The 13558-nt window shown below is 58.3% G+C and carries 11 protein-coding genes and 1 pseudogene; 7 read left to right on the top strand and 5 right to left on the bottom strand.

Annotated elements, in window-relative coordinates:
• Window positions 1-99: 99 nt before the first annotated feature.
• The 5 genes from DU506_RS16995 (at window position 100) to DU506_RS16975 (ending at window position 6895) form a co-directional block, all read left to right on the top strand.
• Window positions 100-1839 carry an ABC transporter ATP-binding protein gene (locus DU506_RS16995; RefSeq protein ID WP_114488078.1) on the top strand — a complete coding sequence of 580 codons (1740 nt, stop codon included), beginning with the start codon at window positions 100-102 and terminating at the stop codon, window positions 1837-1839.
• Window positions 1829-2509 (top strand): subtilisin-like serine protease QhpE, encoded by a 681-nt coding sequence (gene qhpE, locus DU506_RS16990; protein ID WP_114488077.1) that lies wholly within the window; start codon window positions 1829-1831, stop codon window positions 2507-2509. Before DU506_RS16995 ends, qhpE begins: the two co-directional genes overlap by 11 nt.
• Window positions 2506-3822, top strand: a complete 1317-nt coding sequence (qhpG, locus tag DU506_RS16985; RefSeq protein ID WP_114488076.1) for a flavin-dependent monooxygenase QhpG — start codon at window positions 2506-2508, stop codon at window positions 3820-3822. The genes qhpE and qhpG overlap by 4 nt, the downstream gene beginning before the upstream one ends.
• 280 nt (window positions 3823-4102) lie before the next feature.
• Entirely contained in the window at window positions 4103-5401 is a 1299-nt protein-coding gene (locus DU506_RS16980) for an alginate export family protein (RefSeq protein WP_114488075.1), read from the top strand.
• A gap of 78 nt (window positions 5402-5479) precedes the next feature.
• On the top strand, window positions 5480-6895 hold the full coding sequence (locus tag DU506_RS16975; protein WP_114488074.1) for an aldehyde dehydrogenase family protein: 1416 nt from the start codon (window positions 5480-5482) through the stop codon (window positions 6893-6895).
• Window positions 6896-7373: 478 nt separating this feature from the next.
• Here DU506_RS16975 and DU506_RS22705 read toward each other — a convergent pair.
• The 5 genes and pseudogenes from DU506_RS22705 to DU506_RS22850 form a co-directional block, all read right to left on the bottom strand.
• Window positions 7374-7481, bottom strand: a pseudogene (locus tag DU506_RS22705) (transposase); the annotation flags it as partial.
• Between the two features lie 199 nt (window positions 7482-7680).
• A complete protein-coding gene (locus tag DU506_RS16965) occupies window positions 7681-8310 on the bottom strand; it encodes a PDC sensor domain-containing protein (protein WP_114488073.1) in 630 nt (209 codons plus the stop codon).
• A 77-nt stretch (window positions 8311-8387) separates the two neighbouring features.
• On the bottom strand, window positions 8388-8951 hold the full coding sequence (locus DU506_RS16960; protein ID WP_114488072.1) for a cytochrome b/b6 domain-containing protein: 564 nt from the start codon (window positions 8949-8951) through the stop codon (window positions 8388-8390).
• A 13-nt stretch (window positions 8952-8964) separates the two neighbouring features.
• A complete protein-coding gene (locus tag DU506_RS16955; protein ID WP_114488071.1) occupies window positions 8965-9246 on the bottom strand; it encodes a PepSY domain-containing protein in 282 nt (93 codons plus the stop codon).
• Between the two features lie 406 nt (window positions 9247-9652).
• On the bottom strand, window positions 9653-9868 hold the full coding sequence (locus DU506_RS22850) for a transposase (protein WP_422822342.1): 216 nt from the start codon (window positions 9866-9868) through the stop codon (window positions 9653-9655).
• Window positions 9869-10380: 512 nt separating this feature from the next.
• Between DU506_RS22850 and katG the strand changes: the two genes are divergently transcribed.
• Window positions 10381-12534, top strand: a complete 2154-nt coding sequence (gene katG, locus DU506_RS16945; protein ID WP_328587996.1) for a catalase/peroxidase HPI — start codon at window positions 10381-10383, stop codon at window positions 12532-12534.
• Between the two features lie 308 nt (window positions 12535-12842).
• The gene (locus DU506_RS16940) at window positions 12843-13334 is read left to right on the top strand and encodes a transposase (RefSeq protein ID WP_114488069.1); all 492 of its coding nucleotides are present in this window, start codon (window positions 12843-12845) and stop codon (window positions 13332-13334) included.
• Window positions 13335-13558: the final 224 nt, after the last annotated feature.

Below are 13558 nucleotides of genomic sequence, written 5' to 3'. Positions count from 1 at the left end.
TCCCGTACCTAGCCTCGAGCTGAACTGGCCACGATCAGAAGGTGCATCCGTCACAGGCGGTTGCACCCGTTTTGTTTCTGAACTGAGGATAGAATCAGCATGCTTAAATGGCTGGTGCGCGCTATTCACGCCCAAGACCGGAGCCGACTAGAGCAGGGGTTCCGCTGGCTGTACAGCTTCGTCAAACCGCAGAAAAAAGCGATTGCTGGACTGTTGATGCTGTCGCTGCTGGCCTCAGCGCTGGTGCTGCTGCAGCCCTGGCTGACCAAGCTGCTGATTGACAACGGCCTGCTCGCCGGTGACTACCGCACCCTGATTCAGGTCGCCATCGCGATGGTGGTGGTCGGGGTGTTGGGTACGGCCCTGGCTGGCGTGAACCGTTATCTTCATACCCGCCTCTCGGGCCAGATATTGTTTGCCTTGCGCACGGACGTCTACGCGCACTTGCAGCGGTTGTCACCGAGTTTCTTCGGTCAGCGCCGAGTGGGTGATCTGCTCTCGCGTCTGGACGGTGATGTGGCGGCTATCCAGCGCTTCGCTGTCGACAGCCTGTTCTCGGCGGTCAGCAGCATCATCGGTCTGGTGGGGGCGCTGGTACTGCTGGTGACGTTATCGCCAACACTTTCGCTGTTGGTGCTGGTGCTGATCCCGCTCGAGGTGCTCTGGCTGCGCTGGATGCGGCGCAAGGTGGAACATCATGCCCGCAAGATGCGCGAGCGCTCGGCAGATATCTCCAGCTTTTTGGTCGAGACGCTGCCGGCGATCAAGTTCATCCAGTCCACCGGCCAGGAAGGACGCGAGCGCGACCGGCTCGACGGCCTCAACAGCAACTACCTCGGCCAGTTGCTGACGCTGCAGGTGACCGAGTTCTTTACCCACGCCATCCCCGGCACCCTGACTTCGCTGACGCGTGCCGCTGCGTTTCTGATCGGCGGCTGGTGGGTGATTCAGGGTCAATGGCAGCTCGGTTCGTTGATCGCCTTCTCGACGTATCTGGGTATGGCGACCGGTCCGGTCAATAGTCTGCTCGGGCTCTACGTCGCGATCCAGCGCATGAGTGTGAGCTTGAACCGCGTCAGCGAACTGCGCCTGACAGACGCCGAAATCGAATCGCCGGTCGAGCCTTGCGCGCTGCCGCAGCCGCTGAAGGGGTCGCTGGTGCTGGAGCAGGTCAGCTTTGCCTATGAGGACCGCACGCCGGTGCTCAACTGCGTCAGTGTGACGTTTCCGGCCGGCGGCAAGGTTGCGCTGGCCGGTGCCTCCGGCGCTGGCAAATCCACGCTGATCGATCTGCTGCAGCGCCACTACGATCCACAGCAGGGCTGCATTCGTCTCGAAGGGGTTGATATTCGTACGCTTGCACTGAGTGACCTGCGCCGCACCATTGCCGTGGTGTCGCAGGAGATCACGCTGTTTCGCGGCTCGCTGGCCGATAACCTGCGTTACGCCCGACCCGACGCCAGCGACGGTGAAGTATTGAAGGCGGCTTACGATGCCCAGCTCGAAGCGCTAATCGAACAGCTGCCGCAAGGGCTGGGTACGCTGCTGGGCGAACGCGGCCAGCAGCTGTCGGGGGGGCAGAAACAGCGCATCGCCATCGCTCGGGCGCTGCTGCAGCAGCCGGCGATTCTGGTGCTCGACGAGGCCACTTCGGCCGTCGACGAGAAGACCGAGCAGCAGGTGATCGCCGCAGTGGATCGCCTTTTCGCCGGTCGCACCCGGATCCTGATCAGCCATCGGCCCTCGACGCTGGCCGGTTGTGACCATCGTCTGCTGCTGCAGAACGGTCATCTGAGCGCGATCGAGCTGATACCAACGGAGGTGAGCCATGCCAGTTGATCCCGTGCGTATCGGGATTGTCGACTCCGGCTGCAACAATTACCAGACGGTGGCGGACTCGGCAGCGTTTGTCCTGCGTGATGATGCACTGTGGCGGGAAGAGTCAGTTCCTGACCGGCTCGGTCACGGCGCCAGCATTGTCGGGGTGATTTCGACACTGGCGCCCCAGGCCAAGCTGTTCAGCGCTCAGGTGTTCCAGCAGCGGCTGGCGACGACCGCGACCCAGGTAGCGGCGGCGATCGACTGGCTGCTTGAGTGCGACGTGCAGATCATCAACCTGAGCCTGGGGCTGCGTCAGGATCGGGGTGTGCTGCGTGAGGCGTGCGAGCGGGCACTTAAACAGGGTGTGCTGCTCTGCGCCTCAAGCCCGGCACGAGGTGACCCCGTGTTTCCGGCCGCCTATCCGGGTGTGTTTCGCATGACCGGGGATGCCCGTTGCGCACGCGAGGAGATCGCCTATCTGGAAACAGCGTTCGCCGATTTCGGCGGTTGCGTGCGTCCCCTGTATGAGCGCCTTCAACTGTCTGGAGCGAGCCTGGGTTGTGCCCATATGAGCGCACATCTGGCGCGTTATCTTCAGCAGCATGCAGACAGACCGCGCCTGAGCAAGGCACGCCAGTGGCTGATCGGGCAGTCCCGTTACCATGGTCCCGAGCGGAGGGTCAAATGATGTCTAAACGTATTCTGGTGCTGGGCGCTGGTCCTGCCGGTGGCGCCGTGGCGATCGGCCTCAGGCGAATGGGCTATCCCGTGACCGTTGTCAGCGAGCCGCGTCCGTTCGATGCGGTAGAGGGAATCTCGGCTCGCGCCATCGAGGGATTGCGCGGCGCCGGTTTCCAGCGGGCGCTGGAGAGGGTGGCATCCGCCTCGCCTCGCCAGGTGACTTGGAATGGCCAGACCAGCGCCGCCAACACCGAGCATCTGGTCGTACGGCAGAGATTTGATGCAGCGTTGCTCGAGGATCTGTCGGCAGAGGGGATCACCGTCATCGAGGGGAGAGTCAAGCGTCATCGCTTCCTGGGAGAGCGCCATGTGATCGAAGTCGAGGCGGACACTGAGCCTGCCGCCCTTGAATGTGAGTTTCTTGTCGAGGCGCGTGGACGCGCCGCGCCCGCGGCGGGTGTGCCCCGGGTGCAGGGCAGAAAGACGCTGTCGCTGTTGCAGTACTGGCAGGGCCCGGTCGGGCCGGCCCGATCGGCTGTGCAGAGCTTTGCCGAAGGGTGGGCCTGGCTCGCACAGTGCGTCGATGGACGACGCTACCTGCAACTGACGGTCGATGCCGACAGCACCAGGCTTCCTCCCAAGCAGGCGCTGGGGGATTGGTGTCGTACTCGTCTCGAACAGCTGGAACAGGCGCAGCCGTTTATCGAGGGCGCTGAGCCGGTGGGTGAGGTGCGTGCCCGTATCAGCACCCCGGTGCTGTGCGAGCGCATTGCCGGCGACAATTGGATTCGCGTCGGTGATGCTGCGATGGCGGTGGACCCGCTCTCCGGCAACGGCATCTTCCAGGCGCTCTCGTCCGCATTGCAGGCGCCAGCGGTGGTCAACACGCTGCTGCAGAACCCGGAGCAGAACGGTCTGGCGTGCCAGTTTCATGAACAGCGGATCGAAGGGCTGTTTTACCGCTTCGCTCGCATCGGTCGTGACTTCTACGCCCAGGAATCACAGTGGCCGGATCAAGCATTTTGGCAAAAACGCAGCCACTGGCCCGATACAACGCCGCTGCACAGCGAGGTGACGCCGGATAAGGTCACCACCGATTGGCGGCCGGTGGTGCAGGATGGGCTGATCACCCAAGTCGAGGTCGTCATCACGCCGGACCAGCCGCTGGGCATCTGGCACCTGAACGGGTTGGAGCTTGCGCCCCTGCTACGCCGCATCCGCGCCCAGCACCGTCCGGTGGCCGATGTGCTCGGCGAATCGTTGGGGGCCGAGCGCGGCGTACAACTGGCACATTGGATGTTGCAACAGGGGTGGGTGTAGCGACTTCAAGTAGGAGTTTTACTGCGCCAGTAGCCCGGCTGTTCACGCTCGTACCAAGTGGCGACGGTTCATGCGGAGCAGGAGGTCGGTGGCAAGCGCTAGTGGCTGCGCGGCGCCGCACACTAAACCTATTAAAGTCTGTTACATCTTCCCACAAAGTAGCACGTAAACGCTGAATCTGGTTTACAGAGTCGCTCTACTCTTGAAGCTGTTAGATAACCCGCCGTGCAGGGTGACAGTTTAATGATGACTGGCCTGCACCCTCTAAGGAATGAGGTCCATGAAGAGAACTATTTTCCGCCAAACTCCCAGCTCTCTGCTAGCTACCGCCGTCGCGGTCGCCATCTCGGCACCGGCGTCTGCGTACAATCTGCACAGCGAAGACGGCACCGAGCTGAACTTTGATCTGGAAGTGATCGTCGGTTATTTCAGCAGCGAAGAAAGCTACGGCAACCCGGACTCTGATCCATCCTGGACCGAAGGATATGCCAAGTACGGCTTCTCCGGAACTCAAGCGATTGGCAAGGGTGAACTCTTTGGTGCCGCCAATGTGTTGACCTCCGGCACTAGGGGCGATGGCGATGCAGCCGGCCTGACTATCGGGGATGAAAGTGAAACCGATTTCGAAGACCTGTACCTGGGCTACCGTACCGGTATGTTTGAACTCTCCGCTGGTCGTCAGAACCTCACCATCGGGGATGGTTTCATTCTCAACGGCGATGCTCTCAATATGGGCGAAGGCCTTGATGGCATAGCACCTGTCAGCATGGACCGGGGCGGTGCCTATTGGTTGGCGGCGCGCAAGGCGTTCGATCAGACCGCCGTGCTGCGTTTTGGTGGTGACAAGGGGCTGCGTTCCGATCTGTTCTGGTTTGAATCGGATAATCCTGCCCAGGCCAGCGTCGAGATGGCCGGTATCAATGCCGAGTACGTGACTGACAAAGGCACTTACGGCTTGATGTATCTTGAAGGGCTTGATGTAAACGATACCGAGGCGGGATTCTGGGGCTATGAAGGGCGTGATGGCCAGAAAACCACCAGTATCCGTTACCAGGGTAACGCCGGCGTCGAGAATCTGTTCCTGGCAGCCGAATACGTGGATCAATCCCAGGGTAATAGCGCTCCCGATGCCAACGCCTGGCATGCCGAGGCGGGTTGGACATTCGCCGATACGCCCTGGTCACCGAGCGTGAACTACCGTTACACCAGCTACGATTCAGGCTACGATCCGCTGTTCTTCGGTTTCAACCGCGGCTACGGCACCTGGTTTCAGGGTGAGGTGGCTGCTAACTACGCCGGTCCGTTCGGTACTGATGCCGATATCCATTACCTAGGTGTCAAGGCCAATCCGACCGAGTTGCTGACAGTCGGCACATCCTACTTTGACTTTAGCAATACTGTAGGCGGATCCGGCGACAACGATGCGCGGGAGATTGACATTTGGGCCGAATGGGTGGCGATGGATCACCTGATCATCAGCCCGTTGGTCGGTTTCTATACGCCTGACTCTGCCTCCAGCATTCAGGGCAATGACGACACCAACGTCTATGCCCAGCTCATTGCCATCGTACCGTTCTGATAAGACGGACGAGCACTAATCCAAGTAGCGGTGGGGGGTTCGACTGCCTGATGCTACCGTGTTTCAGAGGATCTCAAGATGATCAATATACCCTCGAATATCATCAACGGACAAGCGGTGAAGGGTGCGGAGACGCCCTTTACAGTGATTGATCCGGCCACCGGTGAAGGCTTTGCCGAGTGCAGCGCCACTTCCAGAGCGCAGCTTGACGAAGCGGTTGCAGCGGCGACGGAGGCATTCAAGACTTGGCAGCACACACCGGACGCCGAACTTCAGGCGATATTGCACAAGATCGCCGACAAGATCGAAGCCAATGCGGCGGAATTGGCCGAAATCGTTGTGCGCGAGCAGGGCAAGCCTATGGCGCTGGCGCAGATGGAAGTGGGTGGCGCGGTCGCCTGGACCCGCTACGCCGCGGAGCAGGAAATTCCGGTCAAGGTAATCGAAGACAGCCCGGAGCGCCTGGTCGAGCTGCACCGCAAGCCGGTGGGTGTCGTCGGCTCGATCACACCTTGGAACTGGCCACTGATGATCGCCGTCTGGCACGTGATGCCGGCACTGCGCACCGGCAACACCGTCGTCATCAAGCCATCGTCGATGACGCCGTTCAACACCCTGCGCCTGGTTGAATTGATCAACGAAGTGGTTCCGGCTGGGGTCATCAACAGCATGAGCGCCGAGCGTGGCATCGGTAGCGCCATGAGCGGTCACCCGGGTATCAACAAAATCGTTTTTACCGGCTCCACGCCGACAGGTCAGAGCATCATGCGCAACGCCGCCGACAATCTGAAGCGGCTAACGCTGGAACTGGGCGGCAATGATGCCGGCATCGTGCTCGAGGATGCCGACCTGGACAAGCTCGCTCCGGCGATCTTCCAGACTTCGTTCCTGAACATGGGCCAGACCTGCGCCGCGCTGAAGCGTCTGTATGTGCACGAGTCCCAGTATGACGAGCTTTGCCAACGTCTGAGTGGCATCGCACAGGAGCAGAAAGTCGGGGGCGGCCTAGAAGAGGGTGTCACCTTCGGTCCGGTACAGAATAAGGATCAGCTGGAGTTGGTCAAGGAACTGGTCGAGGATGCCCGTAACCAGGGCGCGAATATCCTCTGCGGTGGTGAACAGCTACCGGGGGCAGGCTATTTCTACCCGCCGACGATCGTTGCCGGTGTAGATAACAGTGCCCGCATCGTGCAGGAAGAGCAGTTCGGTCCGGTTCTGCCGGTGGTGAAGTACTCCGATCTCGACGAGGCGATCGCGATGGCGAACGCCACCGATGTTGGACTGGGCGGCTCTGTCTGGGGGAGCGATATTGAGCGCGCCCGCAAAGTCGCCTCGCAGCTGGAGTGCGGCACGACCTGGATCAATAACCACGCCGAAGTGCTGCCGCACTGTCCATTCGGAGGTTGCAAGATGTCTGGCTTCGGTGTCGAGTTTGGCGAAGAGGGGCTGTTGGAGTACACCCAGGTACAGCTGTTGAATATCAGCCGCGGCTGATCGCTTTATCCTCCGGTTCCCGAGGGTAATGCCTCGGGATGACTTTAGGGTGAAAGGTCAGCCGCTTCTCTTGCCTCTGAGCAGGTCCGGCCACGCTATGTGAGAATTATATAGATTGACATCCTCCCTCAGCTTGCGCTTCCGCCTTGCGGCGGAAAGGAAGGGGGATTCCCTGTTCGTTACCTCCCAGGTTCCTGTTTCAGCGCCCGTTGCCTTGGCATTGCCGGTCTTACACAGGCGCCACAGGCGTAAATTCCCGTGTGCCCCACGGTACTCCTCACCTTTCGGCACCGGCTAACAGCACGGTGCCGGCTTGTAAAATATTGCAGGCTGCATTTACATCGCGGTCGATGCCTTGGGTGCCTCACTATCCATCTTCTCACTAAAAGTACGCGGTTTTACGCGTTGACTGATAAAGCAGTGAGGAAGTTGTACCGCGATCCATCAAGCAAAATGTTACGCATGCGAAACAAGTTTCCCAGCAACTGGCATAGCCGAGGAACACGCCAATCTGGCAATTCTCGATCCGGCCTGCGGTCCCGCTGTACTGGCGCTTGACCCCCGCCGAATGGTGGCCCTTCTTGAGTCAGCCAGGAGGATAACGCCGATTCCCAATCACGGGTTTGCTTACGCACGTTCTCAAGGGTCAGGTCGTTCAACCCCGGGTACCTCGCTCACTCACGACCGTGATCAACGACGTATAGTGTTTATCTACAACTGCAGTACTTGTGATGACAATGCCCATGAAGCCATAGGTCATCGTTTCAGCTCTGCCAGTGCAGGATTTACTGTTGTCGATTGCGGGGGTAGTTAATAGGATAATATTCAAAAGGGCCGTCAAAGCTGCTGATGGCGTCTTGCAGGCCGGTGATGTCCACTTCGACCTCGATGCCGGCATGCCTGCCGTCCGGCAATGTCATGGGAAGCAGATAGTCGCCCTTAACGGTGTCTGTGGCAGGCGTGTATTCTCGAATTTCTCCCAGCGATGCTTCTCGCAGGTGAATTACCCTATGGTAGGGAGAGCCTGGTGTGATCCTTTTCGTACCGTCTTTCTGCGCACTGTGAGCAAGAATGCGTCCATTGGCATCGAAAACATATAGTGCCGTCAGATGCAGTTGCCAGCCAAATTCGGGGTGCTGGTTAAGATAATCCACTTCGCTGGCAAGCGCATGATCCGTCAGCTCGAGATTCCCGCGTTCCATATGACGGCGAATTTGATCGAGCAACAGATGAATTTTTTGATCCGCCTGGCCAAGAAAGGCCTGTTCGATGGCCTGATCGGTTTGCCGTGACAACAGAAAACCGTTCAAAATAAGTATGCCGATCGCAAACAATAAAAACCGTATAGAAAGAGGCAGGCGCAAGAAACGTCCCCGCTGAGGAGGAGACGAGGCGGTATGTGTTGGCTTCGGCACAGCAAGTTCCTTTCCAACTGGGGGAAGCAGGTTGATAGTTTCAACCAGGGCTTGCCTATCTTCCTGCAAGCCCCTTATCAATCTGCCTTGGCGGATGATGTATGGGTGATTGACGTCGGGCGACGATACCCATGCAGCATGCCTCCGATCAGGTTGTCGCGCTGCTTGATGCTTTCTACTACGGCACCCAGCACATGCAGCGGTACCAGAAACAGGAACGCGTTGGCCATGAATTCGTGTATTTCTTCGACCCATTCCACGCCCCAGAAACGGTCGGTTTCTTCCATCATGTAACCGGTGAGCCCCAGGCCGAGTATCAACCTGAGTAGCACCAGCATCATCACCGCACCCAGCGGTGTATGCGTGATACCTTGCTGCGCCTCATCAGGGTGGCGTCTGCCCAGGGCGCGCCGGAGCCGGCTGACGGTCGGCCAGAAGCTCCGCCAGCGCGCACTCCACGGGCCGATAACCCCCCACAGGACACGTATGCCGACCAAGGTAACAAGGGTATAGCCTATCCATCGGTGGATATCGCCCCCTTCCCCGGTCAGCCATAGATTGGCGGCTATGCCAGCCGCCAGTGACCAATGTACGATCCTGACCAGAGGGTCCCAGACACGGATACGGGTGTTATTGGCCATGATGATCTCCTGATCAGTCTTCGATTTCCTTTTTCACGATGCTGGCGTCGACCGGATTGAAGTAGATCTCTACCCGGCGGTCTTGCTCGTCCCAGCCGTAGATCTCGTAGCAGTTGCCATCGGTGACCTTGAATTCCTTGATCTCATAACCCATGTCGCGGATGCGTTCTTGCATGTCAGCCTGACTGATCCACTCGTCACGTGGTGCATCGGTGCAGTGGGTCTCAGCCAGCGCGGCGGTGCTGGCGGTCAAGAGCAGCGTGGCTGTCGTGATGTTGATCATGTTACTTGGCATGGAGGTACCTCTAGTCAATGACGAGTGCCAGACAGGGTTGTCGATGGGCACAGACGCCATCTTCAAAGAGGTAACTTAAGACAGGCTTAAGGCAGCGCGTGAAGATGGAAGATATCTATCGGTACCTTTATTTTCACTCAAGCCCGGTCGGGCAATACTCCAGTGAGGCCTGAACGCGGGGCAAACACCTCATAGAGCGCACGACGGTCAGGCGACTATCCGCATAAACGGAATTCCCGGTGACCCAGCCGACAGACATGCCATTATCAAGGGCGCGGGCCAGCACCCGCCGGGCCAGTTCCGACTTGCTGGAAAAGCTGGCACTGTCGGGCCCCCGGCCTGGTGACAGCGTTCACGATCCTGAGTCCGAGTCTTTGGCAAGTAGAGTTCGCGGTCGATAAAAGTACTACCGCTGGGACCGGCATAGCAGAGAAATACGCCAATCTGACTGTTCTCGACACGTCCCGCTGTATTGACGTTGCACGCCAGCGGAATGCTTTCCTTTCTTGAGATCGCCCGTTTCATCAAAAATCAGAACACCGTCGGTCGCCTCCAGGTACGGCCACCGGCATGGATGGCCCCATTTGACAGGGTATGCGTCGCCACAATGTGGGCATGACAGGTGGGATCTTACGGTTTCGAGCAGGGTGTCAGTCTGGGAGCAGTTCTACCCCGATTTCACAGGTACCCTCAAACAAAAAAAGCAAAAACCTCTTTTATTATCTATCGTGGAAGATGCAACGCTCACGCACCGCGATTTGAGTCTGAAAAACGCCAGAATTGCGCCCGCAGGCCGGTAAGTAGTATCTGTGGTTTAGGTAAGTTAGCGCTGTATGATCAGATTTCCCGAACATCACCATCTATAAAGAGCCATGAGTAGTCTACACCTTCAACTCTGCACTTAAGGTGCTCATGGGGGGCTGCGCCTGTTTTTCAGGCCGTGTTTGCAACCGTCGCGAGGGTTTCGCGCCAGGGTAGGGGGTGATGCGCTGGCACGGAGTATAGCTTGGCGCCAAGGCGCCGGCATTGGATCTGGAATACAACGGAGGGGTTAATCCCATGTTAAAGAAAAGATTGTCAATAGCTGTACTGGCCACCGTCCTGGCAGTGCCTGTCGTAACTTCGGCGCAAACGATGCAAGGCAAGGCCAGAACCAACCAGTTCTGGTGGCCTGAGCAACTGAACCTGCAGCCCTTGCGTGACCATAATTCATCGTCCAATCCCTACGGCGAAGATTTCAACTACGCCAAAGCCTTTGCGAGCCTGGATCTTGAAGCCGTGAAGAATGATCTGAAGAAACTCATGAGGGATTCTCAGGACTGGTGGCCGGCGGACTATGGCCATTACGGGCCTCTGTTCATTCGCATGGCCTGGCACAGTGCGGGCACCTATCGCGTGCAGGACGGTCGCGGTGGTGCCGGTGGCGGCCAGCAACGTCTGGATCCCCTTAACAGCTGGCCCGACAACGTCAACCTCGACAAAGCCCGGCGCCTGCTTTGGCCTGTCAAGCAACAATATGGCCGCAACATTTCCTGGGCGGACCTGATGGTGCTGGCCGGCACAGTGGCCATGGAAGACATGGGCTTCAAGACCTTTGGTTTTGCCGGTGGACGGGTCGATGACTGGGAGCCGGATGTTATCTACTGGGGCCCGGAGGCCGACATGCTGGGCCGAGAGCGCTACGACGAGAACGGAGAGCTGGAGAATCCCCTCGCCGCCACGCAGATGGGCCTGATTTACGTGAACCCCGTAGGCCCGGATGGCAATCCCGACCCCTTGGCAGCCGCCAAACAGACTCGCCTGAGTTTTGGTCGCATGGCCATGAATGACGAGGAAACCGTCGCTTTGATTGCCGGTGGCCACACCTTCGGCAAAACCCACGGCGCTCACGATCCCTCCAAGTGTCTTGGTCCGGAGCCGGCGGCAGCCGACCTCGAAGAGCAGGGTCTGGGCTGGAAAAACAGCTGTGGCAAGGGTAATGCTGAAGATACTACGGGCGCAGGCCTGGAAGGTGCGTGGACCGCATCCCCAACCCGGTGGACGATGATGTACCTGCAGAACCTGTTTGCCCACGAGTGGGAGCAAACCCGCAGCCCGGCAGGTGCGGTTCAGTGGATACCCAAAGATGGAGCTGCAGCCAACACGGTGCCCGATGCTCACGTTGATGGCAAGTTTCACGCGCCGATAATGTTTACGACTGATTTGGCCTTGAAGGAAGATCCGGCTTACCGGGAAATCTCTAAACGGTTCCTCGAAAATCCAGACGAGTTTGAGCTCGCTTTTGCCAAGGCCTGGTTCAAGCTGACCCACCGCGACATGGGCCCACAGGCACGCTATCTCGGTCCGGACGTGCCCGACGTTGCCTTGATGTGGCAGGATCCGATTCCGGAAGTGGACTACAAGCTCATAGATGCCGAGGATATTGCCAATCTCAAGAAAACTATTCTCGACTCTGGGCTGAGCACCGATGAACTGGTCAGAACAGCCTGGGCATCTGCATCCACTTACCGTAATACCGACATGCGTGGTGGTGCCAATGGCGCACGTATTCGTCTGGCGCCGCAAAAGGATTGGCCGGTTAACGATCCCGCAGAGCTGACGAAGGTGCTTGAGACCCTCGAGGGCATTCAGAAAGATGCGAATAGCTCACTGGGCAGCGAAAAAAAGGTATCCCTGGCTGATCTGATTGTTCTGGGTGGTGCAGCTGCCATCGAACAGGCAGCGAAGAATGGTGGCTATGACGTGGATGTGCCTTTCACCCCCGGCCGGGCGGATGCCATGCAAGAGCAGACCGAGGTTGAATCCTTCGAGGCACTCAAGCCAACAGCGGATGGTTTCCGCAATTACTACGGCGATGGCAATCGGCTTTCCCCCGCAGAGATGCTGGTCGATCGCGCGGATCTGCTGGGGCTTACCGTCCCTGAGATGACCGTTCTCGTGGGCGGCCTGCGGGTCCTTGATGCGAACACCGGAGGCGCCGATCATGGCGTGTTCACCGATCGCCCCGGCACCTTGAGTAACGACTACTTTATCAATCTGCTCGGCATGTCGATGGATTGGCAGAAATCCGAGGATGCGGAGGGGTTGTACGAGCTCATTGATCGCTCCACAGGTGAGGTGAAGTGGACGGCAACGCCGGTCGATCTCATCTTTGGATCCAACGCTGAACTCCGCGCCGTCGCCGAGGTTTATGGATCAAAAGATGGCGAGGAGAAGCTGGTCCGTGACTTTATCGACGCCTGGGTCAAGGTGATGACGGCAGACCGCTTTGACATGAAGCGCGCCTGATTTAAAGAGTCCGGTCCGGGTCGTTACTGGCCCAACCGAGAATAACCGGCCCGGTCTCTTTCACATGACCGGTTTTCCTTAAGACATGAGCCGCATGGCTCGCGTCACGGCAGAGGAAGGTATTCGAGTCAGGCGGGCGGCTATTACAGTAAAACTCGCTACCTCCAGGGTGTCGTGGCAACGGGGTTACATCAGATCGGCAAGCTGCGTCATGACGCCAATCTGCGTTGGCTGTATCAGGGAGAACAGAAACCCCGAGGGTGCAAGCGTCTTTATGGTGGAAAAGTGAGCGTTGATGACGTGAGCCGATGGACGCTGGCAGGCAACATGGAGGCGACACAGGTGTATACCGCTATCGTGAACAGCGCGCATTTCAAACGCGATCTACGGGTGGTGTATCTGGTAAAGCGCGCTGGCGGCAAAGTGAAAACAGCCTTTCGACGGATACGTCCCTGGAGGCCATGACATTGGTGACGTACTACAAGGCGCGTTTTCAGATTGAGTTTCTGTTTCGCGATGCCAAGCAGTTTCTGGGTCTGAACGACTGTCAGGCGCGAAAGGAACAAGCGCTACATTTCCATTTCAACGCCTCAATGACGGCGCTGAACCTACTCAAACTTGAAGATCGGCAGCATCAACCAAGCGGTCAACGGGTGATTTCGATTGCCCGCTGGAGAACCCGCAAAGCCAACGCGCACCTGCTGGAACGCTTTTCTTCCTACTTGGGCCTGGACTTCAATGACATAAAATCCCGACCCGACTTTGATGAGATGTGCCATTACGGTGCTATTGCGTCATGAAACTGTCCGAACCATTGAATAAGATAACCCACCATCACGATTGCTGAGCATGCTGCAAGATGGCGAACAGGTCGAACCGACGTCAGCAAACCCCTGCACGTATGGGTAATGCCAGTCAGTTAAGCCTATTCTCAACAAGCTGATCATGAGACCTTTCCGTGTCAGGCAACTGATACGGAAAGGTCTCATGCATTTCAGCGACGCCATTGATGCCATCGCCAAGG

This window comes from Vreelandella rituensis (assembly GCF_003336665.1).
GTDB lineage: Bacteria > Pseudomonadota > Gammaproteobacteria > Pseudomonadales > Halomonadaceae > Vreelandella > Vreelandella rituensis.
Note: the sequence above shows the minus strand (reverse complement) of the source record. Positions and strands in the feature narration are given on the sequence as shown.

What these genes read in the sequence shown, in the direction of transcription:
- DU506_RS16955 (WP_114488071.1), bottom strand. Translation starts at nt 9,246, where the DNA reads ATGCCAAGTAACATGATCAACATCACGACAGCCACGCTGCTCTTGACC.
- DU506_RS16980 (WP_114488075.1), top strand. Translation starts at nt 4,103, where the DNA reads ATGAAGAGAACTATTTTCCGCCAAACTCCCAGCTCTCTGCTAGCTACC.
- qhpE (WP_114488077.1), top strand. Translation starts at nt 1,829, where the DNA reads ATGCCAGTTGATCCCGTGCGTATCGGGATTGTCGACTCCGGCTGCAAC.
- DU506_RS16960 (WP_114488072.1), bottom strand. Translation starts at nt 8,951, where the DNA reads ATGGCCAATAACACCCGTATCCGTGTCTGGGACCCTCTGGTCAGGATC.
- katG (WP_328587996.1), top strand. Translation starts at nt 10,381, where the DNA reads ATGCAAGGCAAGGCCAGAACCAACCAGTTCTGGTGGCCTGAGCAACTG.
- DU506_RS16995 (WP_114488078.1), top strand. Translation starts at nt 100, where the DNA reads ATGCTTAAATGGCTGGTGCGCGCTATTCACGCCCAAGACCGGAGCCGA.
- DU506_RS16940 (WP_114488069.1), top strand. Translation starts at nt 12,843, where the DNA reads ATGGACGCTGGCAGGCAACATGGAGGCGACACAGGTGTATACCGCTAT.
- DU506_RS16975 (WP_114488074.1), top strand. Translation starts at nt 5,480, where the DNA reads ATGATCAATATACCCTCGAATATCATCAACGGACAAGCGGTGAAGGGT.
- qhpG (WP_114488076.1), top strand. Translation starts at nt 2,506, where the DNA reads ATGATGTCTAAACGTATTCTGGTGCTGGGCGCTGGTCCTGCCGGTGGC.